General features: G+C 75.3%; 26 protein-coding genes. 13 read left to right on the plus strand and 13 right to left on the minus strand.

All coding sequences use genetic code 11. From position 1 onward, the window contains the following. Nucleotides 1–89 precede the first annotated feature (89 nt). Nucleotides 90–2,417, plus strand: a complete 2,328-nt coding sequence (locus tag ACIQI7_RS28615; RefSeq protein WP_401115210.1) for a transglycosylase domain-containing protein — start codon at nt 90–92, stop codon at nt 2,415–2,417. Nucleotides 2,418–2,534: 117 nt separating this feature from the next. After that, nucleotides 2,535–2,891: a hypothetical protein gene (locus ACIQI7_RS28620; RefSeq protein ID WP_401115213.1), complete on the plus strand. Its 357-nt coding sequence runs from the start codon at nt 2,535–2,537 to the stop codon at nt 2,889–2,891. Between the two features lie 69 nt (nt 2,892–2,960). On the opposite strand, the gene ACIQI7_RS28625 is transcribed toward ACIQI7_RS28620, so the two are convergent. Further along, a complete protein-coding gene (locus ACIQI7_RS28625) occupies nt 2,961–3,557 on the minus strand; it encodes a hypothetical protein (protein WP_401115216.1) in 597 nt (198 codons plus the stop codon). Nucleotides 3,558–3,636: 79 nt separating this feature from the next. Beyond that, nucleotides 3,637–4,185 (minus strand): RBBP9/YdeN family alpha/beta hydrolase, encoded by a 549-nt coding sequence (locus tag ACIQI7_RS28630; protein ID WP_401115219.1) that lies wholly within the window; start codon nt 4,183–4,185, stop codon nt 3,637–3,639. A 255-nt stretch (nt 4,186–4,440) separates the two neighbouring features. Between ACIQI7_RS28630 and ACIQI7_RS28635 the strand changes: the two genes are divergently transcribed. From ACIQI7_RS28635 to ACIQI7_RS28645, 3 genes are all read left to right on the plus strand, one after another. After that, nucleotides 4,441–5,007, plus strand: coding sequence for a DJ-1/PfpI family protein (locus ACIQI7_RS28635; protein WP_401115222.1), 567 nt, complete (start codon nt 4,441–4,443; stop codon nt 5,005–5,007). Nucleotides 5,008–5,213: 206 nt separating this feature from the next. After that, nucleotides 5,214–6,509: a serine hydrolase domain-containing protein gene (locus tag ACIQI7_RS28640; RefSeq protein ID WP_401115225.1), complete on the plus strand. Its 1,296-nt coding sequence runs from the start codon at nt 5,214–5,216 to the stop codon at nt 6,507–6,509. A 113-nt stretch (nt 6,510–6,622) separates the two neighbouring features. Continuing rightward, nucleotides 6,623–7,150, plus strand: a complete 528-nt coding sequence (locus ACIQI7_RS28645) for a gamma carbonic anhydrase family protein (protein WP_401115228.1) — start codon at nt 6,623–6,625, stop codon at nt 7,148–7,150. A 17-nt stretch (nt 7,151–7,167) separates the two neighbouring features. Here the strand turns inward: ACIQI7_RS28645 and ACIQI7_RS28650 are convergent, their stop codons facing one another. After that, entirely contained in the window at nt 7,168–8,361 is a 1,194-nt protein-coding gene (locus tag ACIQI7_RS28650) for an MFS transporter (RefSeq protein WP_401115231.1), read from the minus strand. Nucleotides 8,362–8,525: 164 nt separating this feature from the next. Between ACIQI7_RS28650 and ACIQI7_RS28655 the strand changes: the two genes are divergently transcribed. The 4 genes from ACIQI7_RS28655 (at nt 8,526) to ACIQI7_RS28670 (ending at nt 10,388) form a co-directional block, all read left to right on the plus strand. After that, nucleotides 8,526–8,771: a DUF2277 domain-containing protein gene (locus tag ACIQI7_RS28655; protein WP_387755128.1), complete on the plus strand. Its 246-nt coding sequence runs from the start codon at nt 8,526–8,528 to the stop codon at nt 8,769–8,771. 15 nt (nt 8,772–8,786) lie between these two features. Further along, nucleotides 8,787–9,023 carry a DUF6296 family protein gene (locus ACIQI7_RS28660; protein ID WP_387755130.1) on the plus strand — a complete coding sequence of 79 codons (237 nt, stop codon included), beginning with the start codon at nt 8,787–8,789 and terminating at the stop codon, nt 9,021–9,023. Nucleotides 9,024–9,144: 121 nt separating this feature from the next. Next, the gene (locus ACIQI7_RS28665) at nt 9,145–9,429 is read left to right on the plus strand and encodes a DUF427 domain-containing protein (RefSeq protein WP_387755133.1); all 285 of its coding nucleotides are present in this window, start codon (nt 9,145–9,147) and stop codon (nt 9,427–9,429) included. Between the two features lie 47 nt (nt 9,430–9,476). Beyond that, nucleotides 9,477–10,388, plus strand: coding sequence for a hypothetical protein (locus ACIQI7_RS28670; protein WP_401115237.1), 912 nt, complete (start codon nt 9,477–9,479; stop codon nt 10,386–10,388). Nucleotides 10,389–10,488: 100 nt separating this feature from the next. On the opposite strand, the gene ACIQI7_RS28675 is transcribed toward ACIQI7_RS28670, so the two are convergent. The 6 genes from ACIQI7_RS28675 to ACIQI7_RS28700 form a co-directional block, all read right to left on the minus strand. Further along, nucleotides 10,489–10,827 (minus strand): hypothetical protein, encoded by a 339-nt coding sequence (locus ACIQI7_RS28675; RefSeq protein ID WP_401115240.1) that lies wholly within the window; start codon nt 10,825–10,827, stop codon nt 10,489–10,491. A gap of 103 nt (nt 10,828–10,930) precedes the next feature. Further along, nucleotides 10,931–11,095, minus strand: coding sequence for a hypothetical protein (locus ACIQI7_RS28680; RefSeq protein ID WP_401115243.1), 165 nt, complete (start codon nt 11,093–11,095; stop codon nt 10,931–10,933). Between the two features lie 151 nt (nt 11,096–11,246). Further along, nucleotides 11,247–12,461: a cytochrome P450 gene (locus ACIQI7_RS28685; protein ID WP_401115246.1), complete on the minus strand. Its 1,215-nt coding sequence runs from the start codon at nt 12,459–12,461 to the stop codon at nt 11,247–11,249. A gap of 63 nt (nt 12,462–12,524) precedes the next feature. After that, entirely contained in the window at nt 12,525–12,761 is a 237-nt protein-coding gene (locus ACIQI7_RS28690; RefSeq protein ID WP_401115249.1) for a ferredoxin, read from the minus strand. Nucleotides 12,762–13,001: 240 nt separating this feature from the next. Next, nucleotides 13,002–14,546 (minus strand): ATP-dependent DNA ligase, encoded by a 1,545-nt coding sequence (locus ACIQI7_RS28695; RefSeq protein WP_401115252.1) that lies wholly within the window; start codon nt 14,544–14,546, stop codon nt 13,002–13,004. 382 nt (nt 14,547–14,928) lie between these two features. Further along, nucleotides 14,929–15,381, minus strand: a complete 453-nt coding sequence (locus ACIQI7_RS28700; protein ID WP_401115255.1) for a hypothetical protein — start codon at nt 15,379–15,381, stop codon at nt 14,929–14,931. A gap of 158 nt (nt 15,382–15,539) precedes the next feature. On the opposite strand from ACIQI7_RS28700, the gene ACIQI7_RS28705 reads away from it, so the two are divergent. The 3 genes from ACIQI7_RS28705 to ACIQI7_RS28715 all read left to right on the plus strand — a co-directional run bounded on the left by ACIQI7_RS28705 (nt 15,540) and on the right by ACIQI7_RS28715 (nt 18,936). Further along, on the plus strand, nt 15,540–16,019 hold the full coding sequence (locus tag ACIQI7_RS28705) for a GNAT family N-acetyltransferase (RefSeq protein WP_401115258.1): 480 nt from the start codon (nt 15,540–15,542) through the stop codon (nt 16,017–16,019). Nucleotides 16,020–16,134: 115 nt separating this feature from the next. Then, entirely contained in the window at nt 16,135–17,130 is a 996-nt protein-coding gene (locus ACIQI7_RS28710; protein WP_401115261.1) for a CAP domain-containing protein, read from the plus strand. A gap of 198 nt (nt 17,131–17,328) precedes the next feature. Beyond that, nucleotides 17,329–18,936 (plus strand): sigma-70 family RNA polymerase sigma factor, encoded by a 1,608-nt coding sequence (locus ACIQI7_RS28715; RefSeq protein WP_401115264.1) that lies wholly within the window; start codon nt 17,329–17,331, stop codon nt 18,934–18,936. A 53-nt stretch (nt 18,937–18,989) separates the two neighbouring features. On the opposite strand, the gene ACIQI7_RS28720 is transcribed toward ACIQI7_RS28715, so the two are convergent. The 3 genes from ACIQI7_RS28720 to ACIQI7_RS28730 form a co-directional block, all read right to left on the minus strand. Next, entirely contained in the window at nt 18,990–19,226 is a 237-nt protein-coding gene (locus ACIQI7_RS28720) for a hypothetical protein (protein WP_387755160.1), read from the minus strand. A 77-nt stretch (nt 19,227–19,303) separates the two neighbouring features. Then, on the minus strand, nt 19,304–19,807 hold the full coding sequence (locus ACIQI7_RS28725) for a nuclear transport factor 2 family protein (protein ID WP_401115268.1): 504 nt from the start codon (nt 19,805–19,807) through the stop codon (nt 19,304–19,306). A gap of 264 nt (nt 19,808–20,071) precedes the next feature. Next, entirely contained in the window at nt 20,072–21,625 is a 1,554-nt protein-coding gene (locus ACIQI7_RS28730; RefSeq protein ID WP_401115271.1) for a M1 family metallopeptidase, read from the minus strand. A gap of 337 nt (nt 21,626–21,962) precedes the next feature. Here ACIQI7_RS28730 and ACIQI7_RS28735 point away from each other — a divergent pair, with 337 nt between their 5' ends. Continuing rightward, nucleotides 21,963–22,880 carry a carbohydrate kinase gene (locus tag ACIQI7_RS28735; protein WP_401115274.1) on the plus strand — a complete coding sequence of 306 codons (918 nt, stop codon included), beginning with the start codon at nt 21,963–21,965 and terminating at the stop codon, nt 22,878–22,880. 7 nt (nt 22,881–22,887) lie between these two features. Here ACIQI7_RS28735 and ACIQI7_RS28740 read toward each other — a convergent pair whose 3' ends face one another. Continuing rightward, complete coding sequence (locus tag ACIQI7_RS28740; protein WP_401115276.1) at nt 22,888–23,427, minus strand: GNAT family N-acetyltransferase; 540 nt, start codon at nt 23,425–23,427, stop codon at nt 22,888–22,890. Nucleotides 23,428–23,495: the final 68 nt, after the last annotated feature.

Consider the following 23,495-nt stretch of genomic DNA (forward strand, 5'->3'; position numbering starts at 1 on the left):
GGGAATGAGTCGAATCCGTCGCGATTTTGTGACAATCCTTCGCCGACACCCGCTCCCCGTGGCCTGGTCACGGCCGTAATGTTCGATCTATGTCACCGAAGAGCCGCATACCCGCCGCCTCGGACCCGGGCGACACCTGGGTGCCGCGCCCGAGGCGCCGCGAGACCCCGCTGGGCATCCTGCGTCACGCGGCCACCTTCCTCGGCGCCAGCGCGTTGGGCGGCGTCCTGCTGGCGGGCCTGATCCTCCCGGCGGCCGGGGCGGTCGGACTCGGGGTGAAGAGCGGCGCCGAGGGCTTCGAGAACATCCCCGACGACTTCAGGGCCCCGCCGCTGACCCAGGCGACGAAGATCTTCGACGCCAGGGGCGGCCTGATCGCCAAGGTGTACGAGCGCGACCGCACCGTCATACCCGCCGACCAGATGTCCCCGCTGATCCGCACCGCGCAGGTCGACATCGAGGACGCCCGCTTCTACGAGCACGGCGCCGTCGACCTCAAGGGCATCCTGCGGGCGCTCACCAAGAACGCGGAGAGCGGGGCCGCCGTCCAGGGCGCCTCCACCCTGACCCAGCAGTACGTGAAGAACGTCAACGTGGAGAAGGCCGGCGACGACCCGGAGGCGGTGCGCGAGGCGCAGCGCAAGACCCTCGGCCGCAAGATCCAGGAACTCCGGTACGCCATCAAGCTGGAGGAGGACCTGACTAAGGATCAGATCCTCACCAACTACCTGAACATCACCTTCTACGGCCACCAGGCGTACGGCATCCAGGCCGCCTCCCAGCGCTACTTCAGCAAGGACGCCAAGGACCTCAGCCTGCCCGAGGCGGCGATGCTCGCCGGGCTGGTGCAGAACCCGTCCCAGTACGACCCGAAGCTGCACCCGGTGGCCGCCCAGAAGCGCCGCGACACCGTCATCGACAAGATGGTGGAGAACAAGCACATCACCGCGGAGCAGGCCAGGGAGGCGAAGGCCGCGCCGCTCGGCCTCGTCTACAAGGACCCGCGGAACGGCTGCATCACCGCCGAGGCGGGCATGGGCTTCTTCTGCGACTACGTGCGCCACGTGGTCAAGCAGGACCCGGTGTTCGGCAAGAGCTCGGCCGAGCGCAAGAAGCTCTGGGACACCGGCGGCCTGAACATCTACACCACGCTGGACCCGGACAAGCAGGCCGCGGCCCAGAAGGCCGTCTCCACCAAGGTGTACGTCACCGACCCGGTCTCGGCCGCGATGACGATGGTCGAGCCCGGCAGCGGCAACATCCTGGCGATGGCGCAGACCCGCCCGTACGGCCTGGCCAAGGAGAAGAACGAGACCGTCGTCAACTACAACGTGGACGCGGCGATGGGCGGCGGCATCGGCTTCCAGCCCGGCTCCAACTTCAAGCCGATCGTGGCCGCCGCCGCCCTGGAGGCCGGTCTGTCGCCCACCCAGCGGTACGACTCGCCGAACCGGATGGACTGGCCGACGATGCGGACCTGCGACGGCACCTGGAAGAACCTCAGCAAGGGGAAGAAGGAGGGGAGCATCCCCAACGAGAGCGTCCAGGAGGTCGGCCCGTACGAGCTCAAGCAGGCCATGGCGCTCTCCGTGAACACCTACTTCGTGCAGATGGAGCAGGAGATCGGCCTCTGCGCGGTCAAGCAGATGGCCAACAAGCTGGGCATGGAGGGCAAGGCGGACGGCTCGGCCCTGCAGGAGGTGCCCGCGCTCGGCCTCGGCACCCAGGAGGTCAGCCCGCTGACCATGGCCAACGTGTACGCGACCTTCGCCGCCCGGGGCACCTACTGCGCGCCGCTGGCGATCAACCGGATCACCACCGTGGACGGCGCCGACGTCCCGGTGCCCCAGGCCCGGTGCACCCCGGCGATGTCCGAGAGCACCGCGGACGTGATCAACAGCGTGCTGCTCGGGGTGACCGAGAAGGGTGGCACCGCGAGGGACCTCGGCCTGGACGACGGCCGCCAGATCGCCGGCAAGACCGGGACCACGGACGAGAAGAAGTCGGCCTGGTTCACCGGCTACACCGGCAACCTGGCGGGCTCGGTCTGGCTGGGCAGCCCGGGCACCAAGGTGCCGATGCGCAACATCCGGATCGGCGGCAGGTACCAGGCCGAGGTCTTCGGCGCCACCGGCCCCGGACCGATCTGGCAGCAGGCGATGAGCGACGCCGTCCGGGACATGCCGGAGAAGGCCTTCACCACCGTCCACATCCCCGACCCGCCCCGGCGGGACGCCAACTGCCCCACCCTCGGCGGCTCGCCGGGCCCGGCCACCTGCGCCGGCACCCCCGCCACCGGCGGCCCGGCGAACACCGGCCGGCCGCGCGGCGCCACCCCGGCGCCCGGCCGCACCGGGCCGGCCGCACCGACCGTGCCGGCCGTTCCGCCCGGCGCCACCGACCCCGAGGACCGGTGAACCCCGAGGACCGCTGAGCCCCGCGGGCCGGTGAAACCCGAGGACCGGTGAACCCCCGGCCCCGCATGAGTACGGGTACTCATGCGGGGCCGCGGCCGTTCGGCGGACGATGACCGCATGCCGCACAGCGTCCTCGGCGTCCCCGCCGTCCTCTGCCCCTCCATCGGCTACCTGGCCGGCTACCTGGTGATCGGCCTGGCCGCCGCCCACGAGCTGCGCGCCGAACCGCGGGCCTCGCCGCGCGCCGAACCGCGTGCCGACCCGCATGCCGACCCGCGCGGCGAGGCGGGCCCGGCGGGCGCCGTGCGGCAGTGGACGGCGGTGGTGTGGACGATGCCGGGCTTCCTGCACGCGATGACCCTCAACCCGTTCCCGGACGGCACGGCGGCCCGCTTCCTGTCCGCCACCGCGCTGGGCGCCGCCGGCAACGCGGCCCTGCTGGCGCTCGGCGCGCACGCCCTGGGGCTGGGCTGAACCCGTCCCGCGACCGGCTGAGGCCCGCGACCGGGCTGAGGCCTGCGGCAGGTCCGAACCCGGCCCGGGCTAGCGCGCCTCGACCGGCTCGCCGCTGTCCTGGTCGAGGTTGAACACCCGCCGGTAGGAGTCGGTCACCACGGTGATCTGCGAGCGCCCGGTCCAGTTCGCGGTCACCAGCCGGGCGTCGCCCGGGCCCCGGCCGATGTCCGCCAGCGACCAGCGCCGGGCCGACCAGCCCGCACCGCTCTCCAGCAGCACCTGCCAGTGCTCGCCCGCGGCCGACCCGGCGGCGTACGAGCGGTGCACCATGATCAGGGCGTGCTCGGCCCCGGCCGGGGCGTCCTCCCGGCTGCGGGTCTCGGCCGCCGACACCTTGTGCGCGGCCAGCACGCCGATCAGGAACACCACCCCGGCGGTCACCGTGACCGTCCGGGTGGCCGTCCGCACGGCGGTGCGCGGGTCGCCCAGCCAGGCGGCCGCGATCAGCGCCGCCAGCGCCCCGCCGAGCAGCGGCTCCGGCCGGTTGAGCAGGTCGGCGACCAGCATCCGCCCGCCCGAGCGGCTCTCCCACTGCCCCTCGGTGTAGAGCAGTACGGCGGCCAGCCCGGCGACCGCCAGCAGCCGGACCAGGACGCGCCTGGCCCGGGACGTCCCCCGCTTCATCGTCCCCCGGTCCATCGTCCCCCCGCCCCGGCTTCCCCCGTCGCCGCTTCCCCGGTCACCGCGTCCCCCGTGGCCGCGGTCACAGCTCGGCGAGCAGCTTGCGGCCCTCCGGCCAGTCGCCCAGCCCGGAGTCGGAGTTGAGGTGTCCGTACGCACCCGGCTCGACGTACCGGGCGCCCCAGGCGGCGGCGAACGCGCGGGCCCGCTCGGGGGAGACCCACGGGTCGTCGGTCGAGGAGACCACGACGGACGGGAACGGCAGCCGCTCCAGCGCCACCGGGCGGAAGCCGACCAGCTCCGGGACCTCGGCGGTGTCGACGTCCGCCGGGGCCACCAGCAGCGCGCCCCGGACGGCGGCGGTCCGCTCGGCGGACGCGGTGGCCGCCCAGTGGGCGGCCGTGACGCAGCCCAGGCTGTGGGCGACCAGCACCACCGGGCCCTCGGCGGCGGCCGCGGCCACCGCCGCGTCCACCCGGGCCACCCAGTCCGCCCGCTCCGGGTGGTCCCAGTCCGCCTGCTGGACCCGGCGGAAGGACTCCGGCTCGGCCTCCTCCCAGCGGGTCTGCCAGTGCGCGGGGCCGGAGTTCTGGTAGCCGGCGAGGACGAGGTAGGTGGTGCGGGCGGGCATGGGCTCCTCCGGAGCAGGGCGGTCACGGGCAGCAGGAGTCTAGGCCGCGGGCCGTCGGCCCCCGCAGCCGGGCGGCCGACCGGCGCGCACTCCCCGCAAGCGGCGCACGGTGGTCCGTACGCGCTGTCGCGCGCCCGGTGCGCCCCGTTGCCAACGGTGTCGCCGGTACGGGAGGTTGGACCGGGCCCGGGCCGGTCGCCACCGCCCCTCGCCCGTACCCGACCTGACGCTCGACCACGTGGAGGGATGTCGGCGATGACATCGAAGATCCTGCTCGTCACCGGGGACGCCGCCGAGTCACTGGAGGTGTTCTACCCCTACCAGCGGCTGCGCGAGGAGGGCTACCAGGTCGACATCGCGGCCCCGACCAGGAAGCGCCTCCAGTTCGTGGTGCACGACTTCGTCGATGGCTTCGACACCTACACCGAGAAGCCCGGCTACACCTGGCCCGCCGACCTGGCCTTCGCCGAAGTCGACCCGGCCGACTACGTGGCCCTGGTCATCCCCGGCGGCCGCGCCCCCGAGTACCTGCGCAACGACCCGGACGTGCAGCGGATCGCCCAGCACTTCTTCGCCGGGGACAAGCCCGTCGCCCAGATCTGCCACGGCCCGCTGATCACCGCGGCCGCCGGCGTCCTGGACGGCCGCCGCAGCTCCGCCTACCCGGCGCTGGCCCCGGACATCAGGGCCGCGGGCGCCGAGTTCGTGGACGGCGCGGCGGTGGTGGACGGCGTGGTCGTCTCGGCCCGCGCCTGGCCCGACCACCCGGCCTGGCTGCGGGCCTTCGTCGAGGTCCTGCGCAAGCACGCCCCTGTCACCTGACGCACGCCCCGCCGCTGGTCCCGGAGCCGTACCCCGAGCTTTCCCGGGGCACGGCTCCGGGTTCGTTCGGGGTTCGCTCCGGGTCCGTTCCGGGTCGGACACCGACCAGCGGCCGACGACCGCCGCCCGGATCCCTGGCACGGTGCCAGAGGCCGGGGCCCGTGACCCGGTCGACCGCCGCCACGACCCAGACCAGGGAGACCGGCATGACCGACGCCCCGACCACTCCGACCACCCGGCGCCGCCGACCGGCCCTGCGCACCGCCGTCGCGGCCGCCGTCGGCGCGGGCCTGCTCGCCGCGCTCGCCCCCGCCGCCGCCGCCGCCCGGCCCGCCGCCGGACCGGGCACCGCCGAGTGCGGCGGCCCGCACGGCGGCCGCGCCACCGGCGCCGCCCGGGCCGGCGCCGTCGCCACCCCGGAGCGCCGCGCCGACTGGGAGGCCGCCGACGCCGCCCTCGCCGGGATGACCGGCCCCGGCTACTCGACCTCCGCCCTCGGCGCCGTCCGCGAGGACGGCCGGCTGGTCTGGCGCAACGCCACCGGCGTCACCGAACTCGACGGCGCGCCCGCCGACCCCCGGGGCTCCTTCCGGATCGGCAGCGCCACCAAGCCCTTCGTCGCCACCACGCTGCTGCAGCTGGTCGGCGAAGGCCGGCTGGACCTCGACGACCGCCTGGAGTGCCTGCTGCCGGGCATCGTCCCGAACAGCACCGCGATCACCGTCCGGCAGCTGCTCGACCACACCAGCGGCGTCGCCGACTACACCCAGGACCCGGCCTTCGACTTCCGGCGCCCGGAGTGGCTCGACGGCGGCCGCTTCAAGCACTACGGCCTGCGGGACCTGGTCGACATCGCCAAGCGCTACCCGCCCGCCTTCCCGCCCGGCCAGGACTGGCAGTACTCCAACACCAACTACATCCTGGTCGGGATGATCATCGAGAAGCTCACCGGCCGCGGCTGGAACGACGAGGTGACCCGCCGGATCATCCGCCCGCTCGGCCTCACCGGCACCTGGATGCCCGGCGACTCGCCCTTCCTCCCCGGCCCGCACGCCCACGGCTACTACAAGACCGGCACCGGCCCGGTCGACGTCACCCTGTTCAACCCCTCGATGGCCGGCCCGTCCGGCGCCGGCGTCTCCACCACCGCCGACCTCACCGCCTTCCTCCACGCCCTGCTCGGCGGCCGCCTGCTGCGCCCCGCCGAACTCGCCGCCATGCGGCAGACCACCGACCACGGCGAGGGCCGGACCTACGGTCTGGGACTGCAGCGCCTGGACACGCCCTGCGGCTCCTTCTGGGGCCACGCCGGCGGCATCCCCGGCTACAGCACCATGCTGCTCGGCTCGGCGGACGGCGGGCGAGAGTTCGCCGGGAGCACCACCGTCTACGACGCCCCGGACGAGCCCGCCAACGCGGCCTGGCAGAAGGTCTTCGTGACCGCCCTGTGCGGACCCCGGCCCGGAGCCGCCGGAACCGACCTCGCCCGCACGGCGCCGTGACCGACCCCCTACGCTGACCCGCGACCCGGGGGCACGTCCGGCGACCGGCGCCGCGCACCCGGCGGGAGCCGCCGGACCCGCCCCACCGGCCACCGTCACCAGGAGGACGAGACATGGCAGAGCCGCTGATCGCCGCCGTCGCGGGCAGGACGCCCGCCGTCGACCCGGGCGCCTTCGTGGCGCCGAACGCCGTCGTGGTCGGGGACGTCACCGTCGCCGCCGGCGCGAGCATCTGGTACGGCGCGGTGCTGCGCGGCGACGCCGAGTCGATCAGCGTCGGCGCGGGCAGCAACATCCAGGACAACTGCACCCTGCACGCCGACCCCGGCTTCCCGCTGGTGGTCGGCGAGCGGATCTCGGTCGGCCACAACGCCGTGCTGCACGGCTGCACCGTCGAGGACGACGTCCTGGTGGGCATGAACGCCACCGTGCTCAACGGCGCCCGGATCGGCACCGGCTCGCTGGTCGCCGCCGGAGCGGTGGTGCCGCAGGGCATGGTCGTCCCGCCCGGCTCGCTGGTCGCCGGCGTCCCGGCCAAGGTCCGCCGCGAGCTGACCGAGGACGAGAAGTCGGGCATCGAGGCCAACGGCGCCGGCTACCAGCTGCTCGCCGACGCCCACCGGGAGGTCCAGGAGGTCTAGGAGCCTCCCGGAGGGCCTCAGGCCGTGGCGATCGCGGCCGCCGCCGGTTCCCCCGCCGTCGGGGCGGGCCGCCGGCGGTCGGCCGCCCAGGCGAGCACCGCGATCAGCGTCCCGGTGGCGGCCAGGCCCGCGCCGACCAGCGTCGGCGAGGTCCAGCCGAACCCGGCGGCCAGCGCCAGCCCGCCGAAGTACGCGCCCTGGGCGTTGGCCAGGTTGAAGGCGCCCTGGACCGTCGCCGAGGCCAGGGTCGGCGCGCTGCGCGCCTTCTGCAGCACCAGGGTCTGCACGGCCGGCACGATCGCGAAGCCGAACAGCCCGATCAGCACCACCGTGACGGCCGCCGACCAGCGGGCGTGCGCGGTCACCGAGAACAGCGCCAGGGTGGTGGAGAGCAGTACGAAGGCCACGCAGACGGTGGGGCGCAGTGCCCGGTCGGCGGCGAACCCGCCCAGCACGTTGCCGATCGTCATGCCGACCCCGAACAGCGCCAGCACCAGGGTCACCGAGCCGGTGGCGTACCCGGAGACCTCGGTGAGCAGCGGCGTGATGTAGCTGTAGCAGGCGAAGAAGCCGCCGCAGCCGAACACCACGGTGGCCAGCGCCAGCCAGAGCTGCCCGCTGCGCAGGGCCCGCAGCTCGTGCCGCAGTCCGGACTGGCCGGGGGAGGGGAGTGCGGGCACCAGCCGGGCGATGGCGGCCGTCCCGGCGGCCGCGATCAGCACCACCACCAGCATGGTCGCCCGCCAGCCCAGGTGCTGGCCGAGCAGGGTCGCGGCCGGGACGCCGACGATGTTGGCGACGGTCAGCCCGGAGAACATCACGGCCACCGCCCGGGCCCGCCGGTCCGGCGCGACCAGCTCGGCCGCCGCCACCGCGCCGGCCCCGAAGAAGGCGCCGTGCGGCAGCCCGGTGACCAGCCGGGCGGCGGCCAGCGACCAGAACTCCGGGGCCAGCGCGCACAGCAGGTTGCCGGTCGCGAACAGCCCGGCCAGCGCCACCAGCACCGCCTTGCGCGGCCGCCCGGCGGCCAGCGCGGTGAGCAGCGGCGCACCGACGACCACTCCCAGCGCGTACGCCGAGATCAGCCAGCCGGCCTGGGGGATGGACACGTGCAGACTGTCGGCGACCTGGGGCAGCAGCCCCATGGCGGCGAACTCGGTGGTTCCGATGGCGAACGCGGTGACGGCCAGCGCGAGCAGCGCGAGAGGCAAGGGATGACTCCGGAGTGACGCCGACGGACGGGGGAGCGCGCGGCGGGGGGTGAAGAGAACGGATTCGTTCGTCCGGCATCCTAATCCGGTCGGATGGCGTCGCCGTGAGGTGCGGGTGACGAACGGGGGTCGCCGACGCGGCTCCCGCGCGCGAGACTGGGAGCATGTGCCGCAACATCAAGACGCTGCGACCCCCCGTCACCCCCGACGCCGACGAGGAGGACTTCCACGCCGCCGCGCTCCAGTACGTCCGCAAGGTCTCCGGGTTCCGCGCCCCCGCGGCGCACAACCGGGAGGCCTTCGACCGCGCGGTGGAAGCGGTGGCGGAGGCCACCGCCCGGCTGCTGGCCGAGCTGGAGGTCCGCGGCTCGCACACCCGGGCCGCCGAGCCCGCCGAGGCCGTCGGGTAGGCAGGAGCAGGTGCGATGAACCCCGCCGAGCGTTACGCCCTCACCTTCCCCGGTACTCCGGGCACCCAGGCCCCGCAGGACGTCGTGGTGGTCAGCCGCACCGACGCCGCGGGCCCGGGCGGCCACCCGGTGTACGAGGACGAGAGCGGGATCGTCCGGGCCGAGATCAGCGACGCCGGCGAGGTCCGGATGCTCGCCAGCGGCGGCCACCAGAGCCCGCACGTGCCGGTGCACGCCCAACCGCTGCCCTGACCTCCGCCGCCCCGCCCGACCCGGTGCCGACCGCGGCCGTGCGCCGACCGCCACGGTGCGGACCGCCGGCCCGTGCCGGGAAGCGCGGGCGCGGCCTCGCCGAGTCGGGCACAATCGCCATATGACCACAGCGAGTTGGCAGGGCGTCGTCATCGCCGAGAGCGACGACACGGTCGTCGTCGAGGGCAACCACTACTTCCCGGCCGAGGCGGTGCGCAGCGAGTACCTGCGGCCCTCGGACACCACCACGGTGTGCGGTTGGAAGGGCACCGCCGACTACTACACCCTGGAGGTGGACGGGCGGACCAACCCGGACGCCGCCTGGTTCTACACCGACCCGAAGCCCGAGGCCGAGCACGTGCGCGGCCGGGTGGCCTTCTGGCGGGGGGTGGAGGTCGTCGAGTAGGCGGCCCCCGGTCGGTGCCGTCGTCGCGAAAGGGGTACCGGATTCCCATGGCAGTCTTCCGCAGGCCGGGCCGCTCCCGGCCGTCCGCCGAGCCCGATCCGACGGCGCCCGATTCGACGGCACCCGATCCGGTGGTGCCCGTCCTGACCGAGCGGCTCGTCGAACTGGTCGAGGAGTCCGAGCAGCCCGTCGGCAGGGGCCCGGTCGCCGAGTACGCGGCGAAGCAGCGCGGCCGCGGCCGGGCCGTGGTGCTGCACGGCGCCCGGCTGCTCGGCCACGGCGGCCGGGCCGCCGCCAGGGGAGCGGCCAAGGGCGCCGCGTACGGCGGCAAGGCCCTGACCGAACAGCTGGTGCAGGCCGCGCCGCGGATCCCGGTGCGCGACCTCGCCACCCTGCGGGCGCAGCACCCCGGCGCGGCCTTCCCGGAGGAGCTGGCCGACGTGCTGGTCACCGGCGCCGTCCGGGCCTCCAGCGCGCTCGGTGCGGGCGTCGGCGCGGCGGCGATGCTGCCGGTGCCGCCCGCGATGCCGCTGGAGATCGCGGCCGAGACGCTCGCGGTGGCGGCCGTGGAGGTCAAGCTGATCGCCGAGCTGCACGAGGTCTACGGCATCCCGGCGCAGGGCACCGCCACCCAGCGGGGCGGCGCCTACCTCGGCGCCTGGGCCAACCGCCGCGGGATCGACGCCGGCCTGCTGGTCCGGCCGGCCGGCTTCGCCGCGCTGGCGATCAGCTCGGAGGTGCGCCAGCAGGTCCGCCGCCGGCTGACCCGCAGCTCGCTGCGCCACCTGCCGGCGGTGACCCCGCTGCTGGTCGGCGCCGGCATCGGCGCCACCATGAACCGCCGCGACACCCGCCGGCTGGCCGACGAGGTGCGCGAGGACCTGCGCAGGCGCCGCCCGGCGGACGGCGCGTACTGGGCCGCGGCCGCGCCCGCCCCGAAGGGCGGCACGGCTCCGTAGCGGCGGGGAGTGCCGGGAAACGGCGCGCCCGGGACCGGTGACCGGTCCCGGGCGCGCCGCGCTGCCGCTGTTCCCCGGGGTTCCCGGAGGTTCGGGGTTCCTAGGGTTTCGGCGGTGCCGGGGCACCCGCACCCCGGCCGGCCTTGACGCCGTTCACCATCGCCTGGTGGATCGCCCGCGCGGTGGTCTCGTCGTCCGCCGGCACCGGGCTGCCGGCGACGGTGTACCAGTCCAGCGCGCCGGTGTACTGGACGGTCAGCCTAGCCTCGCCGTCCACCCACGTGGTGTGCACGGTGAGGTCCCCGGAGATCGGGCCGATCTCGGTGGTGGTCACCCCGCCGGGGCCGCTGATGATCGATTGGGTGGTCCAGGTCGCCCACGACGCGCGCGGGTCCGCGGGCGGCCGGGCCTGGCGGTTGCCTCGGTCGTGTTCGGTCATGCGCCAATCCTCCCCCGCGGGTGGTCCGCCGCCGGAGCGGCGGCACCCGCGGTCGCGGCGACCGCCCGGTCCCACCGGGCGGTCGAGTCGGTACGGCGGACGGTCAGCCGCGCTGGCCGGGTTCGTCCAGGACGGGGCTGCCCTCCGCCTGGGAGGTGTCCTGCGCGTGCAGGTTCTGCATCGAGGGGATGCCCTCCTCGGGGTCCGCGGCGCGGATGTCGTCGTCGTCCTCGGTGCTCACCTTGGACCGGTCGCTCATGTCGGTCATCGCGGGCTCCGTCTCCTCGGCCGGCCCGGGACGCGCCGGGCCGGAGGCGCGGCGGGGCCGGTGGTGTCTCTTCGCCCCTCCAGCCTGCCCCCGCGCCGGCGCGGGGGCCAGCCGGGTGACCCGCGAAGCGCCCGCCGACCCCGCTCCGCCGTCACCAGGTGACGGGCAGTGACCGCATGCCGTAGATGAACGAGTCGGTGCGGAACGCCAGCTCGGCGCGCGGCACCGCCAGCCGCAGCCCGGGCAGCCGCCGGAACAGCGTCGCCAGTGCGATCTGGAGCTCGGCGCGGGCCAGCGGCTGGCCGAGGCACTGGTGCACGCCGAAGCCGAAGGCCATGTGCCGCCGGGCGTCCCGGTCGAGGTCCAGCTCGTCGACCGGCAGCCGGCCGGCGCCGCCGAACACCTCCTCGTCCCGGTTGGCAGTGGAGAGCATCGCGATCACGCCCTCCCCGGCCCGGACGGTGACGCCACCCAGCTCCACGTCCTCCACGGCCACCCGGGGCACCCCGGTGTGGACGATGGTGAGGTGGCGCAGCAACTCCTCCACCGCGCCGGGCAGCGCGGCCGGGTCGGCCAGCCTGGCGACCTGCTCGGGCCGGTCCAGCAGCAGGGCGGTGGAGAGCGCGATCATGTTGGCGGTGGTCTCGTGCCCGGCGATCAGCAGCAGGATGCCGGTGGCGGCGGCCTCGCGCGGGGTGAGGTCGTCCCGGGCGGCGAGCCGGCTGAGGATGTCGTCCCGCGGCTCCTCCCGCTTGCGGGCCGTCAGCGCCTCCAGGTACTCCAGCAGCTCGTCCTGGGCCTCGAGCAGCCGCTCCAGTGTGCTGGTGTTGCTGAGCAGCGTCCGGCTGACGCCCTGGAAGAACTCGCGGTCCTCGTACGGGACGCCGAGCAGCAGGCAGATCACCAGCGAGGGGACGGGCAGCGCGAAGTCGGCGACCAGGTCGGCCTCGGTGCGGCCCTCGGTCATCGCGTCCAGCGCCTCGTCCACGATCCGCTGGATGTCCGGGCGCATCGCCTCGACCCGCTTCACCAGGAAGTCCCCGGTGACCATCCGGCGCAGCCGGGCGTGCTCGGGGTCGTCGAGCCGCAGGAAGCTCGGGTTCTCGGCGATCCGCTCCCGGCTGCCGGCGACCAGCAGCGGGAAGGACGGGTGGCGCACGTCGGCGCTGAACCGGCGGTCGGACAGGACGGTGCGGACCTCGGCGTAGCCGGTGGCCAGCCAGCAGGACTCGCCGCCGGGCAGGTCGGCGCGGGTCAGCGGGGCGGTGGCGGCGGCCTCGGTGTACGCGGGCGGCGGGCCGAACGGGCAGCCGGCGGAGTGCGGGGCCGGGAGCGGGACGGCGGGGACGGTGGGTGTGCTCGTCAAGGCGGGGTCTCCTTGCGTCGCGATGGTTCTCCGGTGGGGGTGGTGTGGTGGCCGGACGGGCCGTCAGACGGGCTGCGCCCCGGCCTGCTCGGCCGCTGCCGGCTCGTCCTCGGCCACGGTGATCGCGCCGCCCGGGCAGAGCTGGGCGGCCAGCCTGAGATCGTCGAACTGGTCCGGCCGGAAGGTGGTCTGACGGAGCCTCACCAGACTGTCGTCGTCGTCCTGGTCGAAGACCTCGGGAACGTTCGTGACGCACATCCCGGAGCTGCAGCAGCGGTCCCGGTCGACACTCACCCGCATGGTCGGGCACCTCTCGCCAGTGCGCCGCCGGCTGCCCGGCGGCCGCCTCTCGTTGTCATTGCCAACCTAACCGCCGCTGATCCGTCCACGGAGGGTGCGGTGGCGGGATCGCCGAGAATGGCCGATTCGGTTCGCGCCGGAGCGGCCGGTCGGCGGGGCAGGTTTGAATCGACGTCACCCGGGCGGGCGTTGGGTGCCGCCGCCCCTTCCCCGGCTCTCCTCGCCCGGCACCGACCCGGCTCACAGCCCCTCGGCGGCGGCGATCTCCCGTACGGTCGCGACGGTGTCGGCCTCGTCGGCGGCCTTGTCCGGCCGGTAGCGCACCACCCGGGCGAACCGCAGGGCGAGCCCGGCCGGATAGCGTGGGCTGCGCTGCAGCCCGTCGAACGCGATCTCGACGACCAGTTCCGGCCGGACCCGCACCGTCCAGGCGTCCCGCCCGGCCTCCCGGGCCAGCAGTTCGGCGGTCTGCCAGGCGAGCGTCTCGTCGGTCAGGCCCTTGAAGGTCTTGCCCAGCATCACCCACGGGCCCAGCCCCGGCTCACCCGCCGCCCGGGCACCCAGGTGCAGGTTGCTGAGGAAGCCGTGCCGGCGCCCGCTGCCCCACTCGGCGGCCAGCACCACCAGGTCCAGGGTGTGGCGGGGCTTCACCTTGATCCAGCCCGCGCCGCGCCGCCCGGCCGCGTACGGGACCGCCGGGTCCTTCACCAGCACGCCCTCGTGGCCGAGCGCCAGCGTCTCGCGGAAGAAGGCCAGCGCCCGGTCGCGGTCGCCGGTCTCGACCCGGGCCACCCGCAGGCCGTCCGGCACCGCCTCCTCCAGCGAGGCCCAGCGCTCCCGGCCGGGGCGGTCCACCAGGTCCTCGCCGTCCCGGTGCAGCAGGTCGAAGAAGTAGGCGTCGAGCGGTACTTCGGCGCGCAGCCGGTCCGGGTCGCGCCGGGAGGCGGTGCGCGCGGCGGTCTCCTGGAACGGGCGCGGCCGGCCGTCCGGACCGAGCGCGACCGCCTCGCCGTCCAGCACCGCCGAGCGCAGCGGCAGCGCCAGCGCGGCCTCGACCACCTCGGGAACGCGTGCGGTGATGTCGTCCAGGCCGCGGGTGAACACCGCGACCTCCCCGCCCTCCCGGTGCACCTGCAGCCGGATGCCGTCCAGCTTCCACTCCAGCGCGGCCGGACCGGTGCGCTCCAGCGCCGTGGCCACGTCCGGCGCGGAGGCGGCCAGCATCGGCCGCACCGCCCGTCCGACCTCCAGCCGGAACGCCGCCAGCGCCGCCTCCCCGCCGGTCAGCGCCGCCTGCGCCACCGCCCGGGCCGACCCGCGGAACATCAGCGCCCGCCGCACCGCCGCCGCCGGCACCCCGGCCGCCTGGGCGACGGCGTCCCCGACCACGGCGTCCAGCGCGCCCTGCCGCAGGTCCCCGACCAGCACCGCGCGGAGGAACCCCTGCTCCACCTCGGTCGCCCGGGCGAACAGCCCGTGCAGCAGCCGCCGCCGCTCCGCCTGCGCCCCCGCCCCGTGCACGCCGGCGATCCGCTCCAGCTCCCGCTCCACCTCCCGCACACCGAGCGACGCCTCCACCGCCGGCTCCGGCAGCCCCCGCAACGCCGCCGGCCCGATCCCGGTCCGCAACCGCTGCGACTCCCCGGACAGCAGCGCCACCGCCGCCGGCCCGTCCACCGGCCCCAGGCTCCGCAGACACCCGGCCAGCAACCCCGTCTTCGCCCGCCGCCCCGCCTCCGCCGCCACCTCCCGCGACACCGACGCCAACCGCGACAACCCCGCCACACCACCACCTCCCCCCTCAGCATCGGCCCCCACCCGGCTCCCCGCACGGCGGCCCCGCCCCCGGGGGCCGACGGACGCCCGGTCGGCACGGCGCGGGCGTCCGCCGCCAGTAGGGGTACCCGAAGACGACTGTGCAGGACGTCGTCCACGCGCCCGGGACGTCAGGTGCCGCCCTCCGTCCGCACGTCCCCGGCAACGCGGACCCAGCTCCGGGCCGGGGTGCCGTGGGCCTTCCGGGCGGCCCCGGTGAGGGGCTGCCCCCGATCGGTACGGCTACGCCGGCCGCCGTTCCTCCACCTGATCGGCGTAGGAGCCGCTTCCCCTCCTCGACCGCCTCCGCCGGCAGGGAGCCCTCGGGCCCAGGGGCGGCGACGGCCGCGCGCTATGAACTGCGAAGTACGGGATCGATCCCCGCCAGGATCCCGTGCAGCTGACGAGCCCCCAGGGCGACACGATCGTCGCCGCTCCGCGACATCTCCTCACACAGCCGCATCGCGGCGTCCCGGTCGTCGGAGAAGATGCCGAACACGTCGTGGACGGCGGTGCGGATCCAGTCGGTGTGATGCGGACCGGCGACCGCCAGTGCGGACGCGACTGGCGTCAGCCCGGCTCCGTCCTTCCGCCGGAGCAAGGCCTCCACGGTCCGTCGGGTGACGAAGGTGTCACCCGGGTCGAGTACGAGTTCCAGCAGTGGACCCACGGCCTCCCGCATCTCGGCGAACCCCGCGAGGCCGTGACCGGCGTCCGCCCGGTCGCGGTGGTCGTGGCTCCGCCCGAGTTCTCCGAGCGCCACGACGGTCGCGTGCCGCAGGCCACTGTCCATCTGCTCGCCCACCCCTCCTACGGTTCCGGGAAACTACCATCCGGGCGCTTCGGCAAGGTGCCGCGGTGGCGTGGGGGGTGGGCGGTCTTGGCCGGGGCGGTGGTCGGCGGCGGGGTGACGGGGCGGCATGCTGAGGGCTCGCATTCGCCCGCTGAGCGACGGAGACCGAGATGAGTGAGACCCCCACGACCCGCTGGAGCGTCGGCGCGCCCGAGCCCGGTGACTACCCCGCCTGGCGTGAACTCTTCCGTGGGTACTGCGAGTTCTACCGGGTGCCGATCCCGGAGGAGAAGGCCGAGCTGGTGTGGTCCTGGCTGATGGACCCGGGGCACGAGCTGGCGGGCCTGCTGGTCCGGGACGGGGACGGTGGGCCGGTCGGGCTCGCCCACTACCGGCCGTTCGCGCGACCGTTGCACGGGGCGGTCGGGTGCTTCCTGGACGATCTGTTCGTCGCGCCGGAGGCCCGGGGCGGCGGGGCGGTGGACGCGTTGTTGGGCCGCCTGCGGGAAATCGCGGCGGAACGCGGGTGGAACACCGTCCGCTGGATCACCTCCGAGGACAATTACCGGGCCCGCGGCAAGTACGACCAGGTCGCCACCCGGACCAGGTTCCTCACCTACGACATGGCTCCGGAGGCCCCGGTCGGCTGAGGTCGCGGCCCGACCGCCGGACATTCGTTCGGAATTTCTGTTATCGGCGCCCCGCCGGGAGGTCTCCCCAGTGTCGGCACCCGACCAGTCGACCCGGAACAGAAAGCGTGGCCACGTGAACAGCGACGACAGGACGACCATCCTCCCGGCGATCGGAGGCGGCGCCGGCGACGACAGCGGGAGCGGAGCCCGTGGCCGCTCGGGCGGCCGGGCGGCGCGGCGGGCTGCCGAGCGGCACGCCGGCCGGGGGCGGCGGGCGCGGCGGCGCGGCAGGATCGTGCCGGTCACCGCGGTCGTCGCCGCCGTGGCCGGTACCGGTCTGTTCGCCGCGCTGGCCGGCGCGGGCTACGCGGCGTACGGCGGCAAGCAGACCGACCGCGACATGGCCGGCCAGTCGCTGGCCGCCGACGCGCTGATCTCCGCGGAGCTGGGCACCCACGAGGGCATCCAGGTGCCCGGCACCGGTGGGACGAACCCGGACGTCCCGCCGCCGACCGCCCCCGCTGCCACGGCCGCCGACCAGGCGGCCGTCCCGAGCGCCCCGGCCGCGCCGGCCGCGACCGCTCCGGCCACCCCGACGGCCTCGGCCGTCGCCACCCCGACCGCCGTCCCCACCCCCGCGGCCTCCACGGTCAAGCCGGCCCCCAGCGCCACCCGCTCCGCCACCGCCGCCCAGCCCGCGCCCAAGCGGGCCACCGCGGCCCCGCCGGCGGGCGGGGGCGCGTCTCCGTCGTACGCCCAGCAGGTCGTGGACCTGGTCAACGTCGAGCGTTCCAAGGCCGGCTGCGGTCCGGTCAGCGCCGAGCCGCGGCTGGCGAGCGCGGCCCAGTCGCACAGCGACGACATGGCCGACCGCGGCTACTTCGACCACGCCAGTCCCGAGGGCAACCACGCCGACCACCGGATCGAGGCGGCCGGCTACAGCTGGAGCACCTGGGGCGAGAACATCGCCCGGGGCCAGAAGGACCCGGCCGCGGTGATGGTGTCCTGGATGAACAGCCCGGGCCACCGGGCCAACATCCTGAACTGCTCGTTCAAGCAGCTCGGCGTGGGCGTGCGGACCGGCACCAACGGCCCGTGGTGGACCCAGGTGTTCGCCGCCCCGGCGTGAACCGGCCGCGGCTCGCACCCGACGGCTCCGGTTCCCCGGGGGCCGGCCCGGTCTGACCCCGGACCGGGCCGGCCGATCCGGGCTGATCGATCCGGTCCGATTTTCCGATTCCGTGCACATTGTTGTTATCTGATCACTCCCCACGGGTCTCCGAGGAGGCAGCGGCGGACGGAAACACGGCAAGACGGAGTGCGGACCATGAACGCTGATGTGCAGAACAGGACCGGGACCACCCTGGTGCTCGCGGCGCAGGCAGGTGACCGGCAGGCCCAGGAGGCGCTGGTCGCCACCTGGCTGCCGCTCGTCTACAACGTGGCCGGCCGCGCCCTCGGCGGCCACGCCGACGTGGACGACGTCGCGCAGGAGACCATGATCCGGGCCCTGGACGGCCTGGACGGGCTCCGCGAGCCGGAGTCCTTCCGGTCCTGGCTGGTCGCCATCACCATGAACCAGGTGCGCCGTCGACACGCCGCCGGTCAGCAGCAGCCGACCGTCGGCGGCCTGGACGAGACCTGGGAGGTCCCCGACCCGCGGGCCGACTTCACCGACCTCACCATCCTGCGCCTCGGCCTGTCCGGCCAGCGCCGCGAGGTGGCCGAGGCGACCCGCTGGCTGGACCCCGACGACCGCGAGCTGCTCGCCCTCTGGTGGCTGGAGGCAGCCGGCGAGCTGACCCGCGCCGAACTCGCCGAGGCCCTCGACCTGAGCCCGCAGCACACCGCCGTGCGCGTGCAGCGGATGAAGAAGCAGCTCGAAGCGGGCCGCGTCGTCGTCCGCGCGCTCGGCGCCTACCCCCGCTGCCCCGGGCTGACCGAGCTCACCGCGGGCTTCGACGGCACCCCGAACTCGGTCTGGCGCAAGCGCATCGCCCGCCACATCCGCGACTGCTCCGACTGCGGCGGCCTCGGCCGGGACCTGTTCCCCGCCGAAGGGCTGCTGGCCGGCCTTGCCCTGGTGCCGATCCCGCTGGACGCGCCCGTACTGCTGCACTTCCAGCACACCGCGGCCGCCGTCGCGTCCTCGACGGCCGCCACCGGCGCGGGCTCCGGCACGGGTATCGGTACGGGCGGCGGCGCAGGCGGCGGAACCCATGCCGGTGCCGGTGCGCACGCGGGTGCGGGAGGGCACGGCGGCTGGGCGGGCACCGCTGCCCGCAAGGCCGTCCTGGCGAGCGGCGCGGCCGCGGCCGTCGCCGTGACCACCCTCGCCCTGGTCTGGCCGCAGGCCGGCGAGCCGCCGCAGCCGACGACCCCGGAGCCCACCGCCCCGGCCGCGGCCCAGGACACCCCGACCGCTGCCGCCGCACCCGTCGCCGCCACCCCGGTGCCGGCCCCGACACCCGTGGAGAGCCCGACGCCGACGACGACGCCCACCCCGACGCCGACCGTGACCCGCAGCGCCACCGCGACACCGCAGCCCAACCCGGAGCGCCAGCTGGTGGACCTGGTCAACGCCGAACGCGCCAAAGCCGGTTGCCCCCCGCTGCGGATCGACCCCCGGCTGCACGGCACGGCGCAGAAGCACGCGGAGGACATGGCCACCCGCGGCTTCTTCGACCACGTCAACCCGGACGGCGTCCGGACCGAGGCCCGGATCACCGCCGCCGGCTACCGCTGGTCCCAGTGGGGCGAGAACCTCGACCGGGGTCCGACCACCCCGGCCGCCGTCTTCGCCCGCTGGATGGACGGCGGGATCCACCAGTCCAACATGCTCGACTGCGGGTTCAAGGACATCGGCGTCGGCTTCGCCACGAGCTCGGCCGGCACGCCCTACTGGACCCAGGACCTCGGAGCCCCGCTGTCCTGAGCCCCGGCCGACGGCGACCGGGCAGCGGCGACCAGCCGGCGGCCGGTCGGGGACTACGCGGGCGTGGCCGCCACCAGGCCGTCCGCCGACCCGGTCACATAGCCGGTGGCCTCACCGAGGACACCACCCGCGTCACCGACCTGCCCGGGCGCCACGTCCGTGGCACTGCTCAGCGGCCCGGGCAGCCCCTCCTGCCCGCCCACGGCACTGGCGTGCGCACTCGGCGCGGTGAGGGAGGCCACGACACCAACGGCGAGCGAGGCAACGGCGAGCATGCTGCGCTTCTTCATGGCCGGTCCAACGACGCTGCGCCGGAAGGGTTACGGCCCGCTGCGGCCCCACCGCCCCACCGTGCCCGACCGCGGCGTCAGGGCCGGTAGAACGTCCGCCCGGCGGCACCCGAGGAGACCGACCACACCTCGGTTATGAGCCCACCGCTGAGCCGCAGGGTGTCCGTCCCGCTGCGTGCCGTCACACCGCCCTCGCCGTCCGGGAAGCTCGCCCGGTACGGCCGGGCCACCAGGCCGGACAGCGCGCCGTCGACCGACTCCACGTCCACCACCGGGACGCCCTCGGCCTCGAACCGCAGCCCCGGCCGCCCGGCGCGCCACCGCCCGATCAGCTCCGCCAGCCCGGCCGGCGTCCGCACGCCGTCGAACGCCTCCGTGCCCGCCTGCGCGTACCGCAGGGTGAAGTCGGGCGCCATGATCTCCTCCGCCAGCCCCGGCTCACCGTTCCACAGAGCCGTCCAGCGGTCGTAGACCCCGGCCCCGGCCTCCCGCAGCTCGACGCCCGTCAGCTCGACGCCCGTCAGCTCGACGCCCGCCTGCGCGCCACCCGTCAGGTGACCAGCCGTCAGATCGACACCCATCACTGAACCCCCGTTCGTTCCCGATTGTGCCGGGGACGCTAGCACCAGGCACTGACAGTCCGGCCGGGCAGACCTGCCGCCCGCTCGCCGGCGGGGGCGCGGGAACGTTGGACGGCCCGCGAGCCGACCGGGGCTGTGCCGGGCGGCGGGCGGGCCGTGGGAACCACCATGGCCCCACCAGCCCCTGTCGGTCAGGGGCGTGCGAGGGGTGATCGGACGCACGGCGGCGCGCCGGGCGTGCACCAGCAGCCCCAACCGCGCCGTTCAGAGCGTCCCGGAGCCCCGCGCCACCCCGGGCCCGCCCGCCACTGCGGCCCCACCCTCCCAGACCCGCGCCCCGGGAGCCGACACCCCCGGAGCGGCGCCCAGTCGGCCCACCGGGCCCACCACCCAGTCCGGATGCCCCGGCATCGGCGGCGTCCGCAGCCCGTACAGCCAGTCGTCGAGGAAGCCCCGCAGGTCCTGCCCGGACACCTCCGAGGCCGTCCGCACGTAGTCCTCGGTGGTCGCGTTCCCGTACCGGTGCGCGCGCAGGAAGGTGCGTTCGATCCGGTCGAAGGTCTCCGCCCCGACCTTCTCCCGCAGCGCGAACAGCACCAGCGCGCCGCCCGTGTAGCGCTGGCTGTCGAAGAGGTCGGCGGCGGTGGGGGAGGCCACCGGCCCGGAGTCGTGCCGCCACTGGTCGCCCAGGCCGTAGAGGTAGCGCATCCGGTCGACCAGCGTGGTGTACCCCCAGGCGTCCGGCCAGCCTCGCTCGTAGCGGTACGCCAGGCCGTAGAAGTCGGCGTGGCCCTCGTTGAGCCAGAGGTCGGACCACCGGGCGGGCGAGACGCTGTTGCCGAACCAGGAGTGCACCAGCTCGTGCATCATGTGCGAGCCGATCGCCGGCTCCGGCTGCCGCAGGAAGTTCGGCTTGTAGAGGGTGAGCGTCTGGGTCTCCAGGCCGGTGAAGGCGAACGCGGCCGGGTCGTCGGTGTTGACCGGCAGGATCCCGTACGTCTCGAACGGGAACGGCCCCAGGTGCGCTTCGGCCCAGGCGAGTTGGCCGGGGGTGAGGGCGAGCGCGGGCTCCAGCTCGGCGGCGCGCGCGGTCGGCACCACGTCCCGCAGCCGCAGGCCGTGCGGGCCGGTGCGCTCGCGCACCGCGTAGTCGCCGACCGAGACCTGCACCAGCTCGGTGGCCATCGGCTCGCGGGAGACGTACCGGCGGGTGGTGCGGCCGTCGCCGTGCCGCTCGGTGGCCGCCAGCTCCCCGTTGGCGACGCCGAGGAGGCCGTCCGGGGCGGTCACCGCGATGGTGAACCGCGCCTTGTCGCTCGGGTGGTCGTTGCACGGGAAGACGGTGTGCGCGCTGTTCGGCTGGCCGGCCACCGCGAAGCCGTCCGGCGTGGGGACCCAGCCGGTGTGCGGCAGCGGGGCGCGCGGGTCGGCGGTGTACTCGACGGTCAGCCGGGTGACGCCGCCCGGGAGGAACGGCCTGGCCGGGGTGACCGTCAGCTTCTCGTCGTGGGTCGCGTACTCCGCCGGCCGCCCGTCGACCCGGACGGCGCGCACGGTCAGTCCGAGCGCGTCCAGCTCCAGCCGGGCCAGCGCGCGGTCGGGCCGTACGGTCACCACGGCGGTGCCGTCCACCGTCCGGCTCGCGGCCCGGTAGTCGAAGGCCAGGTCGTACCCGAGCGCCTGGTACCCGGCGTTCCCGAGCGAGGGGAAGACCGGATCGCCCAGCCCGTCGGCGGCCCCGGCCGTCGGCACGCTCGCGGACAGCAGCACCGCGCTGAGCGCGAGCGACGGGACGAGACCGGCGCGGGGCCTGACCATGGGTGATCACCGCACTTCGGGAGCGGGAGCGGAGGCGGGGGCCGCCGGGACGGAAGGCCCGGCCACGGATGCTAGTGGACCGCCCGGCCGGCACGGGCGCGATCGGCCGGGTTCGACGACGCACCGTGGTCCCCCGGACGGCCCACGGTGATGGCGGGCCACCCCCGCGCGCTCTAACGTCAGGAGTGCACCTTCCCCTGACGGACGGTGCCACGGCCGTCGGAACACCTGGCCAGGTCCGGCGGCCGTACTTCTGTGCCCTGGCGCCGCGCGCCCGGAGGCACCCCGTAGGCTGGCAGCCCAGAGGACGCCCGCGTACCGGATGCCAGGAGCCGCCGTGACCAGCCCCGAATCGCCCGTTCTGGTGATCGGCGAGTGCGTCGCCGACATCGTCCGTACGGGTGAGGCCCCGGACCGGGTGCACCCCGGCGGCAGCCCCGCGAACGTCGCCTACGGCCTGGCCCGGCTGGGCCGCCCGGCCACGCTGCTCACCGAACTGGGCCCGGACGCCAACGGCCGGCTGATCCGCCGGCACCTGGAGTCGGCGGGCGTGCGGGTGGAGGCGGTCGAGGCCTCCCGGACGCCCTCGGCGGTGGTCGAGCTGGACGGTCAGGGCCGGGCCCGCTACTCCTTCGACATCCGCTGGACGCTGCCGCCGACCGAACCCGCCGAGCCGCCTGCGGCGATCCACCTCGGCTCGATCGCCGCGGTCACCGAGCCCGGCGCGTCGTCGGTGCTGGCGCTGGTGGAGCGCTGGCGCGGGCGGGCGCGGATCAGCTACGACCCCAACGTGCGCCCGGCGCTGATGGGGGACCGGGCCGAGGCAGTCCGCCGGGTCGAGCGACTGGTGGCGCTGAGCGACCTGGTCAAGGCCAGCGACGAGGACCTCGCCTGGCTCTACCCCGGTGAGCCGCCCGAGGCGGTGGCCGAGCGCTGGCTGGTCCTCGGTCCCGCCGTGGTCGCGGTCACCCTCGGCGCGGAGGGCGCCTTCGCCCGCACCGCGGACGGCGGACGCGCCGAGGCCGCGGCCCTCCCGGTGCCGGTCGCGGACACCGTCGGCGCCGGCGACTCCTTCACGGCCGCCTTCCTGCACGCCCGTGCGACGGGCGCCGACCTCGCGGCCTGCCTCACCAACGCGGTGACGGCGGCGGCGCTGACCGTCGCCCGACCGGGCGCCAACCCGCCCTCGGCGGCCGAACTCGCGGCCGCCCTGGCGGACGGACCGCCGCCCCGCTCCGGCGCGAGCGCCGGGTAGCCCCGGCTCAACCGCCCTGCCGAGCCCCGACGGTGAGGTCCTTCCCGTACCAGATCTCGGCGTACGGCCCGCTGCTGTACGCGGGGATCTCCCGGTACCCGTTGCGCAGGTACAGCGTGCGGGCCTCGATCAGGTCGAGGCGGGTGTCGAGGACGATCCGCTCGGCGCCCAGTGAGCGGGCGGCGCGGTCGACGGCGGCCAGCAGGACGGCACCGCCCCCGGTGCCGCGCAGGCCGGGGCGGACGAAGACGCGGGTGAGCTCGGCGGTGGTGGCGTCGATTCGCCGCAGGCCGGCGCAGGAGTGGGCGACGCCGTCGTGGTAACCGATCAGGAAGAGGCCGTCCGGGGCGGCGAGGTCGTCGCTGGGGGAGTCGGCCAGGCCGGACTCCAGCTCCTCGGGGGTGCCCTCCCGGTCGAAGTGCAGGCGGTAGTAGCGGTTGGCCACGTCGTAGTAGTACTCGCGCAGCAGGTCCAAGGCCTCGGGGGTGGTCACGTCGGCCGTGGTGATGGTCCAGAGGGCTGAGCGGCCGGGCGCGGTGTTCGTCATGGGCGCATGATCCGGTTCGGGGCCCGGAACCGCAATCGGTTTTCCCGGCGGCCCCGCCCGTAGCCGGG

Source organism: Kitasatospora sp. NPDC092039 (assembly GCF_044756065.1).
Taxonomy (GTDB): domain Bacteria; phylum Actinomycetota; class Actinomycetes; order Streptomycetales; family Streptomycetaceae; genus Kitasatospora.